The sequence below is a fragment of the Gemmobacter caeruleus genome (assembly GCF_008271655.1).
GTDB classification, from domain to species: domain Bacteria; phylum Pseudomonadota; class Alphaproteobacteria; order Rhodobacterales; family Rhodobacteraceae; genus Gemmobacter; species Gemmobacter caeruleus.
Genome location: NZ_VKKX01000051.1, coordinates 168,223 through 186,034, shown reverse-complemented (window position 1 = coordinate 186,034; position 17,812 = coordinate 168,223). Strand labels below are relative to the sequence as shown.

Annotated in this window: 15 protein-coding genes and 1 tRNA gene; 15 read left to right on the top strand and 1 reads right to left on the bottom strand. The window is 67.8% G+C overall.

The annotated features are described in order from the left end of the window. The first annotated feature begins 125 nt into the window (after positions 1 to 125). The 5 genes from FOA17_RS16490 (at position 126) to FOA17_RS16470 (ending at position 3,471) form a co-directional block, all read left to right on the top strand. Positions 126 to 818, top strand: coding sequence for an AzlC family ABC transporter permease (locus FOA17_RS16490; protein WP_149142604.1), 693 nt, complete (start codon positions 126 to 128; stop codon positions 816 to 818). Beyond that, positions 815 to 1,129, top strand: coding sequence for an AzlD domain-containing protein (locus FOA17_RS16485; RefSeq protein WP_149142603.1), 315 nt, complete (start codon positions 815 to 817; stop codon positions 1,127 to 1,129). The genes FOA17_RS16490 and FOA17_RS16485 overlap by 4 nt, the downstream gene beginning before the upstream one ends. 50 nt (positions 1,130 to 1,179) lie before the next feature. Continuing rightward, positions 1,180 to 1,635 carry a thioredoxin TrxC gene (gene trxC / locus FOA17_RS16480; RefSeq protein WP_149142602.1) on the top strand — a complete coding sequence of 152 codons (456 nt, stop codon included), beginning with the start codon at positions 1,180 to 1,182 and terminating at the stop codon, positions 1,633 to 1,635. Between the two features lie 82 nt (positions 1,636 to 1,717). Next, positions 1,718 to 1,793 (top strand) — tRNA-Ala (locus tag FOA17_RS16475). 124 nt (positions 1,794 to 1,917) lie between these two features. Continuing rightward, on the top strand, positions 1,918 to 3,471 hold the full coding sequence (locus tag FOA17_RS16470) for a caspase family protein (protein ID WP_149142601.1): 1,554 nt from the start codon (positions 1,918 to 1,920) through the stop codon (positions 3,469 to 3,471). Positions 3,472 to 3,542: 71 nt separating this feature from the next. Here FOA17_RS16470 and FOA17_RS16465 read toward each other — a convergent pair whose 3' ends face one another. Further along, positions 3,543 to 5,345 carry a serine protease gene (locus FOA17_RS16465; RefSeq protein ID WP_149142600.1) on the bottom strand — a complete coding sequence of 601 codons (1,803 nt, stop codon included), beginning with the start codon at positions 5,343 to 5,345 and terminating at the stop codon, positions 3,543 to 3,545. 191 nt (positions 5,346 to 5,536) lie between these two features. Here FOA17_RS16465 and FOA17_RS16460 point away from each other — a divergent pair, with 191 nt between their 5' ends. The 10 genes from FOA17_RS16460 (at position 5,537) to FOA17_RS16415 (ending at position 17,808) form a co-directional block, all read left to right on the top strand. Further along, positions 5,537 to 6,472 carry a glycine--tRNA ligase subunit alpha gene (locus tag FOA17_RS16460; RefSeq protein ID WP_149142599.1) on the top strand — a complete coding sequence of 312 codons (936 nt, stop codon included), beginning with the start codon at positions 5,537 to 5,539 and terminating at the stop codon, positions 6,470 to 6,472. After that, on the top strand, positions 6,469 to 6,969 hold the full coding sequence (locus FOA17_RS16455; protein ID WP_149142598.1) for a DUF6446 family protein: 501 nt from the start codon (positions 6,469 to 6,471) through the stop codon (positions 6,967 to 6,969). Before FOA17_RS16460 ends, FOA17_RS16455 begins: the two co-directional genes overlap by 4 nt. Before the next feature lie 57 nt (positions 6,970 to 7,026). Further along, complete coding sequence (glyS, locus tag FOA17_RS16450; RefSeq protein WP_149142597.1) at positions 7,027 to 9,198, top strand: glycine--tRNA ligase subunit beta; 2,172 nt, start codon at positions 7,027 to 7,029, stop codon at positions 9,196 to 9,198. A gap of 143 nt (positions 9,199 to 9,341) precedes the next feature. Beyond that, entirely contained in the window at positions 9,342 to 11,882 is a 2,541-nt protein-coding gene (locus FOA17_RS16445) for a putative PEP-binding protein (RefSeq protein WP_149142596.1), read from the top strand. A gap of 231 nt (positions 11,883 to 12,113) precedes the next feature. Then, positions 12,114 to 12,800: a cell wall hydrolase gene (locus tag FOA17_RS16440; protein WP_149142595.1), complete on the top strand. Its 687-nt coding sequence runs from the start codon at positions 12,114 to 12,116 to the stop codon at positions 12,798 to 12,800. A gap of 94 nt (positions 12,801 to 12,894) precedes the next feature. Further along, entirely contained in the window at positions 12,895 to 13,803 is a 909-nt protein-coding gene (locus FOA17_RS16435; protein ID WP_149142594.1) for a dihydroneopterin aldolase, read from the top strand. Between the two features lie 45 nt (positions 13,804 to 13,848). Next, entirely contained in the window at positions 13,849 to 14,862 is a 1,014-nt protein-coding gene (folP, locus tag FOA17_RS16430; RefSeq protein ID WP_149142593.1) for a dihydropteroate synthase, read from the top strand. Further along, a complete protein-coding gene (gene glmM / locus FOA17_RS16425; RefSeq protein WP_149142592.1) occupies positions 14,859 to 16,202 on the top strand; it encodes a phosphoglucosamine mutase in 1,344 nt (447 codons plus the stop codon). Before folP ends, glmM begins: the two co-directional genes overlap by 4 nt. 2 nt (positions 16,203 to 16,204) lie before the next feature. Then, a complete protein-coding gene (locus tag FOA17_RS16420; protein WP_149142591.1) occupies positions 16,205 to 16,909 on the top strand; it encodes a hypothetical protein in 705 nt (234 codons plus the stop codon). Further along, the gene (locus FOA17_RS16415; RefSeq protein WP_162528287.1) at positions 16,906 to 17,808 is read left to right on the top strand and encodes a glycosyltransferase family 8 protein; all 903 of its coding nucleotides are present in this window, start codon (positions 16,906 to 16,908) and stop codon (positions 17,806 to 17,808) included. Before FOA17_RS16420 ends, FOA17_RS16415 begins: the two co-directional genes overlap by 4 nt. The last annotated feature ends 4 nt before the right edge of the window (positions 17,809 to 17,812 follow it).

Below are 17,812 nucleotides of genomic sequence, written 5' to 3'. Positions count from 1 at the left end.
TCTGCGGTTGACGATGCGCCCCCGCCCGGCTCTGGTCCGGGCGGGGGCGTTTTTTTTTGAGTATTTGGGCAAGAAGCAAAGACCATTCGGTCGGGTCCGGGCGGCGAGGGCAGGGGGTAGGCGGCATGGGTGAGGCACGGGCGCAATTTGCGCAAGGCATGGTCGCGGGCTTGCCCGTGGTGCTGGGCTATTTTCCCATCGCCTTTTCCTTTGGTGTCGCGGCCAGCCGGGCGGGCTTTAGCGCCGCCGAGACGACGGCGTTTTCGCTGATCGTCTATTCGGGTGCGGCGCAGTTCCTGGCGGTGGCGCTGGTGGCGGCGGGGACGCCGCTTCTGGTGGCGGGGTTCACGCTGGTGGCCATGGGGGTGCGGCATCTGGCCTATGGGCCGGCGCTGATGAAACATGCGGGGCAGGGCCGCACGCGGCGGGCCTGGATCTGGGCCTTTGGCCTGACGGATGAGGTGTTTGGCGTGGCGCTTGGTGATCTGGCGCGGGGGCGGCGGTTTTCCGAGGCCTTCATGGCCGGGCTGGGGCTGGCGGCCTATCTGGCCTGGGTCAGCGGCAGTTGGGCGGGGGCGCTGGCCGGGGGCGGGGCGCTGGCGGCCTATCCGGCGGTGGAGGCGGGCCTGGGCTTCATGCTGCCGGCGCTGTTCCTGGCGCTGTTGCTGTCGATCCTCAGCCGGCGGCAGATGCCGGTGATCCTGATCGCGGCCGGGGTCACGCTGGGCGTGACGCTGGCGGTCAGCGCGACGGCGGGCATTCTGGCGGGGATGCTGGCCGGTGCCCTGACCGGCGCCTTGCGGAGGGCCACGGCATGAGGCCCGAGATCGTGATGCTGGCGCTGGCGGTCGGGGCCTGCACCTGGGCATTCCGGGCGCTGCCCTTCCGGTTCGATCTGACGGGGCTGACGCCCGAAGGCTGGCTCTCGCGGCTGTTGGCGGCCACGGGGCCGGCGGCGATTGCGGCGCTTTGTGCGGTGTCGGTCCTGCCGCTGGTGAAGGGGGCGGCACCGCCCGCGCCGCTTGGGGCCGGGCTGGGTGCGGTGATCGGGCTGTGGGTCTGGCGGCGGTCGGTGGTGCTTGCCACGCTGGGCGGGGCGCTGGCCTATGGGGCGGTTTTCGCGCTCTGACCCTTGCGAAGCGTGGGGCGGATGCCAATATATTCCGAAACGGGAATGTGATGGGGGCTGCGATGGAGGGCGTGAAGCTGACCTGTGCGACTTGTGGGCAGACCAACCGGGTGCCGCGCGACCGTCTGGCCGCCGGGCCGAAATGCGGCACTTGCGGTGACCCGCTGGCCGATGGCCGGGTGCATGAGCTGGATGCGCGCAGCCATGACAAGGCGGTGCGCAGCGATGATCTGCCGATTCTGGTCGATTACTGGGCGCCCTGGTGCGGGCCTTGCCGGGCCATGGCGCCGGAATTTGCCAAGGCGGCCAAGGCGGTGGCGCCGGCGGTGCGACTGGCCAAGCTCAATACCCAGGACCACCCCGAAATCGTCGGGCGGGCGCGTATCCAGGGCATTCCGGCGTTGATTCTCTATCGTCAGGGGCGCGAGGTGGCGCGGCTGGCCGGCGCGCGCCCGGCGGCGCAGATCGTGGATTTCCTGCGTCAGCACCTGTCGCTGGCGGCTTGAAAAATCGTGCAAAAAACCCGCTGCGCGCGCCGGAGGGGCGCTTGACATTCCCGGGCCGATTGGCGAGAAGGGCCGTGGTCGAGGGGCAGTAGCTCAGTTGGGAGAGCGCGTCGTTCGCAATGACGAGGTCAGGGGTTCGATCCCCCTCTGCTCCACCAGACCATCCCCCCATCATGCTGAAATGACAGGCATTTCGTGCCGCGATGCGTTGTGGCCGTTTTGGCTTTGCGGGAATCGGCTTCGGGCGTATCCTTTCCCCAAAGTCATTTTCAGGATCCTCTCATGCGCTGGCTGTTTTTTCTGCTTGCGCTGTGCGTCGCCATTCCGGCCCAGGCTGCGCAGCGCTTTGCCCTTGTGATCGGCATTGACGATTACACGGCCCTGACCGACCTGCAAAAGGCGCGCAATGATGCGCGGGCGGTGGCCGGGTCGCTGGAGCAACTGGGCTATTCAGTCTCGCTGCTGATCGACGCCGACCGGCGCGGCATCACGCGCGGCGTGTCGGATCTGGCGGGGCGGCTGGGGCCGGGCGATGAGGTGCTGTTCTATTTCGCGGGCCATGGCATCCAGATCGACGGGCGCAATTTCCTGATCCCCTCGGATGCGCCGGCCGCCGGGCCGGAGGATGAGGCCTTTCTGACCGCCGAAAGCATCGCGGTGGATCAGGTGCTGGATACGTTCCAGACGCGCGGCGCGGCGACGACGGTGCTGATCCTGGATGCCTGCCGCGACAATCCCTTCCCCAAGCGCGGCACGCGCTCGGTGGGCAGCGGGCGCGGCCTTGCCCCGGCGGAGCCGACCGAGGGGTCGTTCATCCTGTTTTCTGCGGGATCTGGCCAGACCGCGCTTGACCGGCTGAGCGATAGTGACGCCGATCCCAATTCCGTGTTCACCCGCAACCTGTTGCCCTTTCTGAACGACCCGGACGAGCCGCTTCAGGATATCGTGCGCGATCTGCGCCGCGAGGTGGAGGCGCAGGCGGCCAGTATCGGCCATCGTCAGCGCCCGGCCTATTATGATGAACTGACCGGGGATTATGTGCTGACGGCGGCGCGGCCCGTGGTGGCGCCGGCCCCGGTGGTGGCCGTGCCCGCGCCGCAACCCGAGACGCCCTGCGCCATTGCCGAACGCGATTGGGTGGGGGTGGAGGCCTCGAACAGCCCGGAATTGCTGCGTGCCTTTGCGGCGGCGCATTTCGGCTGTGAAACCCTGCGCAATGCCGCCTTGCAGCGGCTGGAAAGCCTGTCGCACCCGACCACGCCCGAGCGTGTGGCCCTGCCGGCGCCCGAGCAGCCCGCGCCGGAGCCGCCGCCTGCCATTGCCGCGGCGCCCGTGGCGGCCGCTCCCGCGCCGCAAGCCCCCGCACCCGACCCGGAGGCCGTGGCCAAGGCCGAAGCAGAGGCGCGCGCGAAAGCCGAGGCAGAGGCGCGGGTTGCGCTGGCTTCGGCCGTGCAGACCGAATTGAAGCGGCTGAAATGCTATACCGGGGCGATTGACGGCGATTGGGGCAAGGGGTCGCGCGCGGCGCTGGCGCGCTTTGTCAGCACCAACAAACAGTCCGATCCGGGGGCGGAGCCGACCGAGGCGGTGCTGGCCATGCTCAAGGCACCCGACCTCAAGGCCTGTCCGGCGGTGGTGGCCAAGCCGCGTGTCGCCAAGCCCGCGCCGACGCAGCGTTCGGCCACGGTCAAGCCCGCCGCGACTGGCACCACCGCCAAGGCGGCGCCCAAGGCCGAGGCCAAGCCCGCCGCCAAGGCCGGCACCACCACCGGCACGAAAAAGCCCTGCGGCAAGCTGTATGTGCTGCCCTTTCCGAAGCCGATCGACATGTGCTGATCGCGCGGGGCTGGAATGAAAAAGGGCCGCATCCCGATGGGTGCGGCCCTTTTCGTTGGGAAACCCGTGGCTTACCAGCAGGAGACCAGAACCGTCATCCCCTCGGCCAGCCGGTTCAGATCCTCGGGGGCCAGCGCGCCGCTGCGGGTCGAGGCGCGGGGGGTGACGCCCGCTTCGGTCAGGCGCGGGGCCAGCGTCGCGGCCTGAAGCGCGTAGGAAACGCTGTCGGGCAGCTTGCGCGCGCCGCTGTCATCGCGGGGCAAGAGCATGCCGATCACCGCGCCCGCGCCATCCAGCACCGGCCCGCCGGCATCGCCGGGCAGCACGTCGAGCGACAGCCGCGCCACCCCGGCCTCGCCATTCAGGCCCTTCATCTCTTCCAGCCCGCCGAAGGTCAGGGTGGGCGCGGGCAGCTTGTCTTCGTAGCTGTAGCCCGAGACCGCGATTTCCTGCCCGATCCGCGCGGGGCCGGTCAGAAGGTCGGCCACGACCGGCGGCGACAGCGGTTTGGCGGGTTTCAGCAGGGCCAGACCGTTCACCGTATCGGCGGCGATGACCGAGGCCTCGGTCCGCAGGTCCAGCGTGATGCGGTTGCAGCCCTCGACCGCCTCGGCGACGGTGGCCACGGTGCCATTGGCATCGACGTAAAAGCCGCTGCGCGACAGGGCAGGGCGGCGCACCTCCAGCCCTGACAGAAGGCCGCGCCGGCCTTCCTCGGACATCGGGACCAGCCCGGGGTCCAATGCCCTGTCACCGACCGAGCGGAAGCTCGATTGCATCGCCGCCAGCACCCGCGCCATGCGGTCGTCATCGGCGGGGTTCCAGACAAGGATATAGCCCTTGACCAGCCCCTTGGACAGTTCGGCATAGGCGTGGCTGGCGACCTTTTCCGATCTGCCGTCGATGGTAAAGCTGCGCTCGGCCCGGCTGCGTTCGCCCGAAAGCGGCACGATTTCAAGCGTTTGCAGAACGTCATACAGGCCGTAAAGCGTGGACTGGTCGCCCGGTTCGGAAATCAGGATGACCTTGACGCCGGAATCGCCCTTGGCGGCGTAATGCACGAAGGGCGGTTCGTAATGGTCAAAGGCCACCAGCGCGGTCGGCAGGGTGATCTCGATCCCGGCCTCCGCCTCGGTCACGGTTTGCAGGCCCAGCTCGGCCTGCGCCTGTTCATAGGCCGCGACCAGGCTGTCGCGCTGCATCGTCGTCAGCGTGCCGGTCGGTTCCAGCCCGTTGGCGGCCTGCCAGGCGGCCATGCTCTTGCGGGTGCCGGGGCCAAAGGCGCCGTCGATCCGCGCCGCGTAATGGCCAAACCATTGCAGCGCGGTCTGCACCTGTTCGCGCTCAGCCGCGCTCAGCCGTGCCTCGGCGGCGCGGGCCTCGGCGGGGGATTCATCGGCCAGAACCGGGGCCGGTTCGGGTGCGGCGGGTTCCGGCGCTGTTGCGGGGGCCGGGGCGGGTTCGGGCACAGGGTCTGGCGTTGCCACGGGCGCAGCGGCCGCCGGACGGGGGGCATTGCCATCGGGCCAGTAGGCGGCCTGATAATTGCGGTCAAAGGCGATGAAGCTGTCGCCCGGCACCAGCCCGTCGGCCTTGAGCTGACGCAACCGCGCCTCGGCCGCGCCTCGGTCGGTAAAGGGGCCAAGCGCGATCGCATACCAGCCATCCGTCGCGAAGCCCGACACATCGGGGAACAGCGCCGCATAGGCGCGGGCCCGTTCGCGTGCCACCTCCAGCGAGGGTTGCGCCTCGATTTGCAGCCAGATCAGCTCGCGGGTCTGCGTGCCGGAGGTCTGGGCCAGCGCGGCGGGCACGAAGCCGGGCAGCAGGGCCGGGCTGCCCAAGAGGGCCAGCAGACAAATCACTTGCTTCATAAGATCACGGTCCCGTCACAAACTCTTGCGGGCCTGACCGTTACACGCAGCGCCACGGGCTTGCAAATGCTCTTGCGGGGGCGAATTCTGACAGATGCGCGAGCTAGCCCGCATTGACGCCTTCGCGCGGCTTGCCTATTCAGGCGCGAAGCTTTGCCCCCATCGCGGGCACATGCCGAGACGAGGACGCCATGACCGCCGTGACCACCCCCCGCAGCTTTCAGGAAATCATCCTGCGCCTGATGAATTATTGGGGCGAAAGGGGCTGCGCCGTGCTGCAACCCTATGACATGGAAGTGGGGGCAGGCACCTTTCACCCGGCGACCACGCTGCGCAGCCTGGGCAACAAGCCCTGGGCGGCGGCCTATGTCCAGCCCTCGCGCCGCCCGACCGACGGCCGCTATGGCGAGAACCCGAACCGCCTTCAGCATTATTACCAGTATCAGGTGCTGATCAAACCCAGCCCGCCCGATCTGCAAGACCTCTATCTCGGCAGCCTTCAGGCCATCGGCATCGACACCAGCCTGCACGACATCCGCTTTGTCGAGGATGACTGGGAAAGCCCGACGCTGGGCGCCTGGGGCCTGGGCTGGGAGGTCTGGTGTGACGGGATGGAGGTCAGCCAGTTCACCTATTTCCAGCAGGTCGGCGGGCATGACTGCCGCCCCGTTTCGGGCGAGCTGACCTATGGGCTGGAGCGTCTGGCGATGTATGTGCTGGGCATTGATCATGTCATGGACATGCCGTTCAATGACCCCGCCAGCCCGATCCCGCTGAAATACGGCGATATCTTCCGTCAGACCGAAGAAGAATACAGCCGCCACAATTTCGACGGCGCCGATACCGAAAAGCTGTTTCGCAACTTTGCCGAGGCCGAGGCCGAATGCGAACGCCTGCTGGCCTTCGATCCGCAGGATCCGAGCAGCGGCAAGCGGATCATCATGGCGCATCCCGCCTATGATCAATGCATCAAGGCCAGCCATCTGTTCAACCTGCTGGATGCGCGCGGCGTGATCTCGGTCACGGAACGCCAGGCCTATATCGGCCGGGTGCGCGCGCTGGCCAAGAAATGCGCCGATGCCTTCGTGCAGACCGAAGCCGGCGCCTCGGTGGAGGCCGTTTCGTGAATGGCAAGATCGTCGGGGGCAGCATCGTGATCGCCGCGCTTCTGGCCGGGGCCGGCCTCTGGTATACGCAGATCTACGCCTATTACGAACCCGTCCGCTTTGAGCCGGGCGCCGAGATCGCGCTGACCCCCATTCTGGGCGACGCGCCCGAAACCATCCTGGCCGAGAATGTGACCGGGATCGACGCCTCCTCCTCGCCGCTGCGGTTTCGCGCCTGTTTCCACACGCCGCTCAGCCAGGCCATGCTGACCGAAACCTACCGCGTCTATGACCATGCCGAGCCGCTGGTCGCGCCGCCCTGGTTCGGCTGTTTCGATGCCGAAAAGATCGGCACCGCGCTGGAGCGGGGCGAGGCCATCGCCTTCCTCTCGGTCGCCGATATCGTGCCGGGGGTGGATCGCGTGGTCGCCGTCTTTCCCGATGGCAATGCCTATGCCTGGCACCAGCTCAATGCCACCCTGCGCGACGATGACCCGACGCGGGGCATGCTGAAATAACCGCCGTCCCGGATGCGCAAGGCGCCCGGTTGATCCGCAAAGCAGAAAGAAATTCCGATGTCCGACCTGCTGATCGAACTGTTCTCCGAGGAAATCCCGGCGCGGATGCAGGCCGCCGCACGCGAGAGCCTGAAGAAGCTGGTGACCGACGGTCTGGTCGAGGCGGGGCTGACCTATGAAGGGGCCGGCGCCTTTTCCACCCCGCGCCGGCTGGTGCTGACGGTGCAGGGCCTGACGCCCGAAAGCCGCCCCGTGCGCGAGGAACGCAAGGGCCCGCGCACCGACGCGCCGCAGGCCGCGCTGGAGGGCTTTTTGCGCTCCACCGGCCTCACGCTCGACCAGCTGGAAAAACGCGCCGACAAGAAGGCCGAGGTCTTTTTCGCCGTCATCGAAAAGCCCGGTCGCAAGGCGGCCGAGATCGTGGCCGAGGTGCTGGAACGCAGCATCCGCAACTTCCCCTGGGCCAAGTCGATGCGGTGGGGCAGCGGCAACCTTCGCTGGGTGCGGCCGCTCCATTCCATCCTGTGCCTTCTGGGCGATGAGGGCGGGGCCGAGGTCGTGCCGATGTCGATCGACGGTATCGAAGCCGGCAACACCACCGCCGGTCACCGCTTCATGGCGCCCGCGCGGTTCGCGGTGACCTCGTTTGACGATTACGCCGCGAAACTGCGCCGCGCCTTCGTCATGCTCGACAGCGCCGAGCGCGAGGCCCATATCTGGAATGATGCGCAAAATCAGGCCTTTGCCCGCGGGCTGGAGGTCGTGCCGGATGCCGGCCTGTTGGCCGAGGTTGCGGGGCTGGTCGAATGGCCCGTGGTGCTGATGGGGGCCATCGGCGCCGAATTCCTGCACCTGCCGCCCGAGGTGCTGCAAACCTCGATGCGCGAACATCAGAAATTCTTTTCGGTCAGAAACCCGAAATCGGGCCGGATCGAAGGCTTCGTGACCGTCGCCAACCGCGAAACCGCCGATCAGGGCGCGACGATCCTGAAGGGCAACCTGAAGGTGCTGTCCGCCCGCCTCAGCGACGCGCGCTTCTTCTGGGAAAACGACCTGCGCGTCGCCAAGGCCGGCATGACCGACTGGGCCGAGGGGCTGAAGGCGGTGACCTTCCACAACAAGCTCGGGAGCCAGGCCGACCGGATCGCCCGCATCGCGGCACTGGCGCGCGAGATCGCGCCGCTGGTGGGGGCCGACCCCGATCAGGCCGAACGCGCGGCGAAACTGGCCAAGCTCGACCTGCGCTCTGCCATGGTGGGCGAATTCCCCGAATTGCAAGGCACGATGGGCCGCTATTACGCGCTGGAGGCGGGCGAAACCGACGCCATCGCCAACGCCGCCCGCGACCATTACTCACCCCTCGGCCCCTCCGACGCCGTGCCGACCGAGCCGGTCAGCGTCGCCGTGGCGCTGGCCGACAAGATCGACACGCTGACCGGGTTCTGGGCCATCGAAGAAAAACCCACGGGCAGCAAAGACCCCTTCGCTTTGCGCCGCGCCGCGTTGGGGGTGATCCGGCTTGTGCTGGGGAATGGGGTGCGGTGCAATATTGGCCAAATCATTCAAAGTGGGTTGGTCTCGAATGAAATTGCACGGCGCTTTGTTGAAGCTTTGGAAAGACCAAATGTTTTGGCTAGGCCGGTCAGCGTGGAGGCATTTGGGGCGGAACTTCAACTTGACTTGACAGCTTTGGGTGAAAAGCGACAAGACCTCCTCGCCTTCTTCCACGACCGCCTCAAGGTCTTCCTCCGCGATCAGGGCATCCGCCACGATGTCATCGATGCCTGCCTCGCCATGCCCGGCAATGACGACCTCACCTTGCTGGTGAAGCGCGCCGAGGCGCTGCAAGCTTTCCTTGGCTCTGACGACGGCACCAACCTGCTGCAAGGGTTCAAGCGCGCGAACAACATCCTGACCCAGGCCGAACAGAAGGACGGGGTGGAATATTCCTTCGGCGCCGATCCCAAATTCGCCGAAACCGACGAGGAGCGCGCCCTGTTCGCCGCCCTGGATGCGGGCGACGCGGCGATCAAACCCGCCATGGCGCGCGAAGATTTCGCTGCCGCCATGGCCGCCATGGCGCAACTGCGCGCGCCGATCGACGCCTTCTTCACCGCCGTTCAGATCAACACCGACAACGCCATCGTCCGGCGCAACCGGCTGAACCTGCTCCACCGCATCCGCGCGCTGGTGGCGCAGGTCGCCGACCTCACCAGGGTCGAGGGCTGACCCCCCCCTCATCTGTTCAAAAATATCCTCAGGGGGTGAATGGGCCGCAGGCCCAGAGGGGGGCAGACAGCCCCCCTTGCTGCATCGCAGCTTGCGCCACGCAGCGTTCCGTCTATCCTGCGCGCAACGCAAAGGATGCCGCAGTGCCGAAAAACGATTTCCTCACCGATTTCACCGTCATCACGCCCACCTCGCAGATCACCACGCCGCAGCATGGCTGGCGGGCGAAATGCCTGCAACGTCTGGTCCGGCTCGACCTGCCGGTGCCCGAGACGGTGGCGCTGCCGGCGGGCACGGTGCGGGCCATCGCGGCGGGGCAGATGGTGGATTGCCGGGCGATCCTGTCGCATTTCGGCGAGGCGCCGCTGATCTCGGTCCGGCCCTCGCCGGAAAACCCCGATTGGGGCGGGCCGGCGACCATTCTGAATATCGGCTTCAACGCGGCGCGCCATGTGCGGCTGGCCCAGACCCATGGCCAGGTCGCGGCCGATGCGCTGTATCTGCGTTTCGTGCAGGGCTATGCGGTGCATGTGGCCCGTCTGGACCCCGACATGTTCGAGGGGCTGGAGCCGGGGCATGACAGCCTGCGCGAGGCGCTGCGATCCTATCAGCTTGAAATGGATGAACCTTTCCCCGAAGACCCGGCGCGCCAACTGGCCGAGGTGCTGCGCTCCATGTCGCGCGCCTGGGAGGGGACGACGGCGCGGCTGTTGCGTCAGGCCAAGGGCGCCCCGGCCGAGGCCGCGCTTGGCCTCGTGGTGCAGCAGATGGCGCAGGGCATCGGGCAGGGGATCTCCGGCTCGGGCGTCATGCAATTCGTCGATCCGGTCAGTGGCGACCCGCTGGTCAAGGGCCGCTATCTGGGCCAGAGCCAGGGCCGCGACGCGCTGACCACCGGCGCGGCGCTGTTTCTGACGCGCGACAAGCGCGGCCCCTCGCTGGAGGAACTGGCGCCCGAGGTCTTTGCCGAGCTGATCCGCCATGGCGCCGTCTGCCGCGAACGCCTGCGCGAGGAGATGCAGATCGAATTCACCATCGAGGACGGCAAGCTGTCGGTGCTGGATGCGGTCAAGGTGCAGCGTTCGACGCGGGCCGGGCTGAAGATTGCCGTGGCGCTGGCGCGCGACGGGGTGATCACCCCGCAAGAGGCCGTGCTGCGGGTGGAGCCGCGCGCCCTGTCGGAGCTTCTGCATCCGCAGGTCGATCCGCGCGGGCCGCGTGACGTGTTCGCGCGCGGCATGGCGGCCAGCCCGGGGGCGGCGGTCGGGCGGATCGTGTTCTCCTCGCAGGCGGCGCAGGCCAGCGCGGCGCGGGGCGAGCCCTGCATCCTCGTGCGGCGCGAAACCGCGCCCGAGGATATTCGCGGCATGCATTCGGCGGTCGGCGTGCTGACCGAACGCGGCGGCATGACCAGCCATGCGGCGGTGATCGGGCGCGGCCTTGGCCTGCCCTGCATCGTGGGGGCGTCGGATATCCGGCTGGATGCCAAGGACAAGAAGCTGGTCGCGCGCGATGGCCGGGTGTTCCGCGAGGGCGACGTGATCACTATCGACGGCACCAGCGGCGAGGCGCTGGTCGGCGCGGCCGAGATGCTGCCCGCCGCGCAGGACGATGCCTTTCGCCAGTTGCTGCACTGGGCGGATGAAAGCCGCGACATCGGCATTCGCGCCAATGCCGATACGCCCGCCGATGCCCAGACCGCCCGCGATTTCCGCGCCGAGGGGATCGGCCTGTGCCGGACCGAGCATATGTTCTTTGACGAAGACCGCCTCGTCGTCATGCGCGAGATGATCTTTGCCGACAGCGCGCAGGACCGGGCGGCGGCGCTGGCGCGGCTCTTGCCGATGCAGCGCGCAGATTTCATGCAGTTGTTCGACATCATGCAGGGCCTGCCGGTCTGCATCCGGCTGTTCGACCCGCCGCTGCACGAATTCCTGCCGCATTCGCGCGAGGGGTTGCGCGAACTGGCCGAGGCGCTGGACCGCCCGCTGTCGGAGGTGACGCGCCGGGCCGAGGCGCTGGCCGAGTTCAACCCGATGCTGGGCATGCGTGGGGTGCGTCTGGGCGTGGTTCTGCCCGAGATCTATGACATGCAGGCCCGCGCGATCTTCGAGGCCACGGTCGAGGCCGCCCGCGCCGGTGCCCCGGTGGTGCCCGAGATCATGATCCCGCTGGTGTCGGCCCGCCGCGAGGTGGAGCTGGTCAAGACCCGCGTCGATCAGGTGGCGGCGGCGGTGCGCACCAAGACGGGCGTGAATTTCGACTATCGGCTGGGCGTCATGGTGGAAACCCCGCGCGCGGCGCTGCGTGCGGGCGAGATCGCGCAGCACGCGGCCTTTCTGTCCTTTGGCACCAATGACCTGACCCAGATGACCTATGGGTTGAGCCGCGACGATGCCGGCCGCTTCATGAACACCTATGTCCAGGAGGGGGTTTTCCCCGAGGATCCGTTCCATATTCTCGATGTGGACGGCGTCGGCGAATTGCTGCATATCGGCGCCGATCGCGGGCGGATGACGCGGGCCAACCTGACCCTGTCGATCTGCGGCGAACATGGCGGGAACCCCGAATCAATCGCCTTTTGCCGCAAGGCGGGCTTTGATTATGTGAGCTGTTCGCCCTATCGGGTGCCCCAGGCACGGCTGGCCGCCGCACATCTGGCCCTGACCGACCCCAAGCCCTGAAAAGCGAAAAAAATCAGCAGGAAGCCCAAGGTTTCCTGCATTTTCCGCTTGCAAGTCCAAAAAGCCATTTTGGCGAGATTCCGCCGAATTTGGGGCGATTCCGTGTTGCATAATTGCCACTAGGGTAGACAGCCCCGGCTGTTCTGGTCTATGCGCCCCGCTTGTTGTCGGCAGGCAGGGCGAATTGCCCGTTTGCCAGGCAGCGATGGAACAGAACCGGGAACAGAGTTCATGTGCTTGCGACTAGGCTGGACGGCGGCGTTTTGCGCCACGCTCGTCCTGAATGGAGCGGCCTTCGCCGATGTTACGGTGAGCCAGTCGAATGACCCGAAGGCCGGCCTCGATGGCCGGATGTCGTCTCTCCTTGGGGTTGAGCGCACCGCGCTCGATCAGGTCGCGCCGGGCAAGCTGGCAGCGATTGCCGCCGCGGTCGGGGCGCCCAAGCCCGCCAGCAAGGCGGAGATGCCGCAGATGACCAGCCCCGCGCTGGTGCGTTATGACACAGGCTTTGTCGATGCGCTGCCCGCGGCGACCGGCGACGATCAATGGCAATGCCTCGCGACCGCGATCTATCACGAGGCGCGCGGCGAGACGATCCGCGGCCAGTTCGCCGTGGCCGAGGTCATCCTGAACCGGGCCGACAGCCCCGCCTATCCGCGCAGCATCTGCGGCGTGGTGCATCAGGGCGGCAAGGGCGGCTGCCAGTTTTCCTTCACCTGCGACGGCAAGTCGGATAGGGTCGGCGAAAAGGCCGCCTGGAACCGTGCGGCCAAGATCGCGCGGCTGATGATCGACGGGGCGCCGCGCGCACTGACCGCCGGGGCCACGCATTTCCATACGGTTGGCGTGCGTCCGGGTTGGGCGCGGCGGTTTGACCGCACCGCCTCGATCGGGGCGCATCTGTTCTACCGGCAGTGATGTCGTTCTTGCGCGCTTGCCTGCCGCGCAAGGGCAGGGCATGACGGCACGGCGCGGCTAGGCTCGCGCCGATCCCTGCGGCCCGGAGGCCCCCATGACCAGCGACATCCGCCTTGCCTTCGCCCATCCCGAAGAGCGCAGCCTGGCTTCGGCCAGCGCCGACCCGCGTGACCGGATCTGCCTGCGCGACCATGTGGTCGAGGCTGATATCGGTGCCTTCCAGCAGGAACGCGGCCGCACGCAGCGCCTGCGCTTCAATGTGGTGGTCGAGGTGCGCCCGGTGCCGGTGCCGCTGGACGATGACGTGGACCGGATCCTGTCTTATGACCGGATCACCGAGGCGATTGCCGCCGAACTGGCCGAGGAACGGCTGAACCTGCTGGAAACGCTGGCCGCCCGCATTGCCGAACGCATTCTGGCCGAGCCGCAGGCGATGCGCGCCTTCGTGCGGATCGAAAAGCTGGATCGTGGCCCCGGCGCCCTGGGGGTGGAGATCGTGCGCTCGCGCGCCGAGGCGCCGTTGCGCGCGGTGGATGCCGAGGGCACCTTGCAGGCGCTGCATCCGCTGGTGGTCTGGCTGGACAATGACATGATCGCCGCACCCGATCTGGCGGCGCGGCTGGATCATTGGCAGGCGCGGGGGCTGCCGGTGATCCTGACCGTGGGCCTGCCCGACGGGCCGCGCCCGCAGACCGGGCACAAGCCGACGCAGCGCCGCATCGACCTGCTGGCCATTGAACAGAACGCCTGGGTGCTGGCCGCGCGCGATGACCGCTGTGTCGTCGTCTCGACCCGGACCGAGATCGACTGGGCGATGAAGAATGGCAAGATGATCGTCTGGGCGCCGTCGAAGCTGGTGCTGGATGCGGTGGATGGCCCGCATTCGCGCGAACCGGTGGCGCTGGCGCTGTGGCTGGCCGAACTGACCGCGGCCGAGGCCTTTGTCGTTCACGGCGATGTAACAGTGCCGGCGGGAAGCCGCGTGAGCATCGAACGCGCCTGACGCCCGGGCCTTGCCTGCGCGCGCATCAGGGCCTAATCCGGGGCCATGATCTATTATCGCCCCATTCCCGGCCATGATGCCGCCCGCCCCGACGCTGCCCTGACGCTGGCGGGGGGCTGGTTGTGGTTCGACCGGGTCGAGGTGCTGGAACGTGGCCGGGCGCCGCGCCTGATCGCCGCCGCCGATCTGCCCGAGGACGCCCGCGCCCGCCTGACCGCCCCGCGCGCCGCGCTGGCCGGTCTGGCGATGGACCGTCCGCGCCTGATGGGCATCCTGAATGTCACGCCCGACAGTTTCTCGGATGGTGGCCTGTTCCTCGCGCCCGAGGCCGCGCTGCGGCAGGGCCGCGAGATGGCGGGGACGGGGGCCGAGATCATCGACGTGGGCGGCGAAAGCACACGCCCCGGCGCCGCCGAGGTGCCGGTGGCCGAAGAGATCAGCCGCACGGCCCCGGTGATCGCCGCCTTGCGCGCCGGCGGGATCGAGACGGCGATTTCCATCGACACCCGCAAGGCCGCCGTGGCCGAGGCGGCGCTGGCGGCGGGGGCGACGCTGGTCAATGACGTATCGGCCTTTGGCTTTGACCCTGCGCTCAAGGCCGTGACGGCGGCCAGCGGCGCGCCGGTCTGCCTGATGCATGCCCAGGGCACGCCGCAAACCATGCAGGCCGATCCGCGCTATGACGATGTGTTGCTGGATGTCTATGATTTTCTGGACGCGCGCGTGACCGAGGCCGAGGCGGCGGGCATCCCGCGCGACCGGATCATGGTTGATCCCGGCATCGGCTTTGGCAAGACGCTGGACCATAACCTGACGCTGATCCGGGGGCTGGGCCTGTTTCACGGTCTGGGCTGCCCGATCCTGCTGGGGGTCAGCCGCAAGAAATTCATCGGCACCATCGGCGCCGAACAGGATGCCGCCCGCCGGGCGCCCGGCTCCATCGCCGTGGCTTTGGCCGGGGTGGCGCAGGGCGCGCAGGTCTTGCGCGTGCATGATGTCTGGGAAACGCGGCAGGCGCTGGCCTTGTGGCGTTCGGTAACGACGGGAGACCGGCCATGAGCCGCAAATTGTTTGGCACCGATGGCGTGCGGGGCCGCGCCAACAGCTATCCGATGACCGCCGAGATGGCGCTGCGGCTGGGTGCCGCCGCCGGGCGCTATTTCCGCCGAGACGGCAGCGCCGCGCATCGGGTGGTGATCGGCAAGGATACCCGGCTGTCGGGCTACATGCTGGAAAACGCGCTGACGGCGGGGCTGACCTCGACCGGCATGAATGTGCTGCTGCTGGGGCCGGTGCCGACGCCGGCAGTGGGTTTCCTCACGCGCAGCATGCGGGCCGATCTGGGGGTGATGATCTCTGCCAGCCACAACCCGCATCATGACAACGGCATCAAGTTCTTTGGCCCCGACGGGTTCAAGCTGTCGGACGAGGCCGAGGCCGAGATCGAAAGCATCGTCGCGGGCGAGATCCTGCCGGCGCAGCCGCAGAATATCGGCCGCGCCAAGCGGATCGACGACGGGCGCGGGCGCTATCAGGAATTCGTCAAGACCACCTTCCCGGCGGGGCTGCGGCTTGACGGGTTGAAGGTGGTGATCGACTGCGCCAATGGCGCGGCCTACAAGGCGGCGCCCGAGGTGCTGTGGGAACTGGGCGCCGATGTGATCCCGATCGGGGTCAGCCCGAATGGCACCAATATCAACGACCGCTGCGGATCGACCCATACCCAGACCGCCGCCGAGGCGGTGGTGGCGCATGGCGCGCATGTCGGAATCTGTCTGGATGGCGATGCCGACCGGGTGATGATCCTTGACCAGAACGGGCAGGTCGCCGATGGCGATCAGATCATGGCGCTGCTCGCGGCCCGCTGGGCAGAGGATGGGCGGCTGCGCGGCGATACGCTGGTCGCCACCGTCATGTCCAATCTGGGGCTGGAGAAATTCCTGACCGCGCGCGGGCTGCGGCTGGAGCGCACCGCCGTCGGCGACCGCTATGTGGTCGAGGCGATGCGGCGCGGCGGCTATAATCTGGGCGGCGAGCAATCGGGCCATATCGTGATGACCGATCACGCCACCACGGGCGACGGGCTGATGGCGGGGCTGCAATTCCTGGCGGAACTGGCGCGGACAGAGCGGCCGGCCTCGGATCTGGTGAAAAGCTTTGAAACCGTGCCGCAGCTTCTGAAGAACGTCCGCTATGGTGCTGACAAGCAACCGCTTTCCGCGCAAAGCGTTCAGTCCCGCATCGCCGAGGCCGAGGCGCGGCTGAATGGCAAGGGGCGGGTGCTGATCCGCAAATCCGGCACGGAACCGCTTATCCGCGTCATGGCCGAATGCGAGGATGAGGCGCTGCTGCGGCAAGAGGTGGATGGCATGGTCGCCGCCATCGAGGCGGTGGTCTGACGGTGTCGCTCCTGTCCTATCTGCGGCCGCGTCAGGTCTTGCTGCATATCCCCAAGACCGGCGGCACCTGGCTGGGCGATGTGATCGCCGCCAATCGCCGCTGGTATGAGGCGCCGCTGGTGCGGCAATTGTCGCATGGCAACAGCCTGGCGCGGGTGGACGCGCGCTTTGGCAGCGCGGTTCGCGTGGGCTTTGTCTTTCGCGATCCGGTGGCGCGGCTGCATTCGGCCTTTGACAGTCGCCGCAACTTTTCGCGCCCCACGCGCAATACCCCCTGGACCGAGGCAGAAACCGCCTGTTTCACGCGCTTTGACAGTTTCGATGCCTTTGCGCGGGCCTTCGGCCAGGATAGCGGCGATGCCGATCGCATCGCGGCCGAGGCCGCGCTGGCCGAGGTCGGGCATTTCCGGCGCGGGCTGGGCTTCTTTTTCGGCACGCCCGAGCGGCTGGAGGCTGCGCGCGGCCGGGTGCTGTTCTGCGCCGAGACGCAGAATGTGCGCCGCCTGCTGCCCGCCTTTGCCCGGGCCTATGGCATCAGGCCGCCGACCGAGCCCGACAGCGCGCGCAGCCATTCCAGCGCGGCCTTTCGCACCGAATGTTCCGAGGCAGGCCGGGCGATCCTGCGCGAACGTCTGGCGGCAGAATATGCGCTGCACGCGCTGTGCCGCCGGATCGAGGCCGATCTGCACGGGGGCGATCTGGCATGACGGCGGTCGATGTCACCTATGTCTTCGATGGCGGCTATCTGCGGCCTTCGCTGATTTCGGCCTATTCGGTGCTGAAGCACCGCCCCGCCGATATGACCCTGCGCTTTCTGGTGACCGAGCCGATTGCGGCGCTTGATCCCGCCGCCGACCGTTTGCGCGCCGCTTTTCCCGGCGCGACGATCGAGGTGCGGCCGATCGAGTTTGACCGCAGCATCGCGGTGGCGGGGCATGTTTCGGCCACGGCGCTGGCGCGGCTGAACCTGCCGGCGCTGCTGGATCAGCCGACGCTCTATCTCGATGGCGATACGATGGTGCGCCGCGATGTCGGGCCGCTTTTTGCGCCGCGTGCGGGGCAGGCGCCGCTGGCGGCGGTGCGCGATCCCGGCATCCTCAAGGCGCTGCATCAGCGGGCCGGGCGGGGCTGGCTGCCGTCGCGCAAATCCGCGCGGCATCTGCGCGATCTGGATCAGCTTGCCGATCTGGTGGCGCCGGAAAGCTATGTGAACAGCGGGGTCGTGCTGTTCGACCTGCCGCGCATTCGTGCCCTGGGGCTGGATCGGCCGATGGGCGACCTGGCGGCGGCGGTCGATCTGCGCAAGCGGCTTGGCCTGCGCTTCAATGACCAGAACTGGCTGAACGTGGTGTTCAAGGGCCAGATCGAGCTGCTGGCGCCGGAGTGGAATACGCTTTGGGGCAACCGGCTGACCGGGCGCAGCCCGTTTCCCGCGGCCGAACGCGCGGCCTTTGCCGCATCGCGGCAGAACCCGGCCATTGTGCATTTCACCGGCCGTCTCCGCCCGTGGGAGATCCGCCATGCCTGGCTTTACCCCAAGCGCCGGCCCTGGCTTGCCGCCTACAAGGCGCTTCAGGCCGAGGCCGAGGCGGTCTTGTATCCGTGACCTG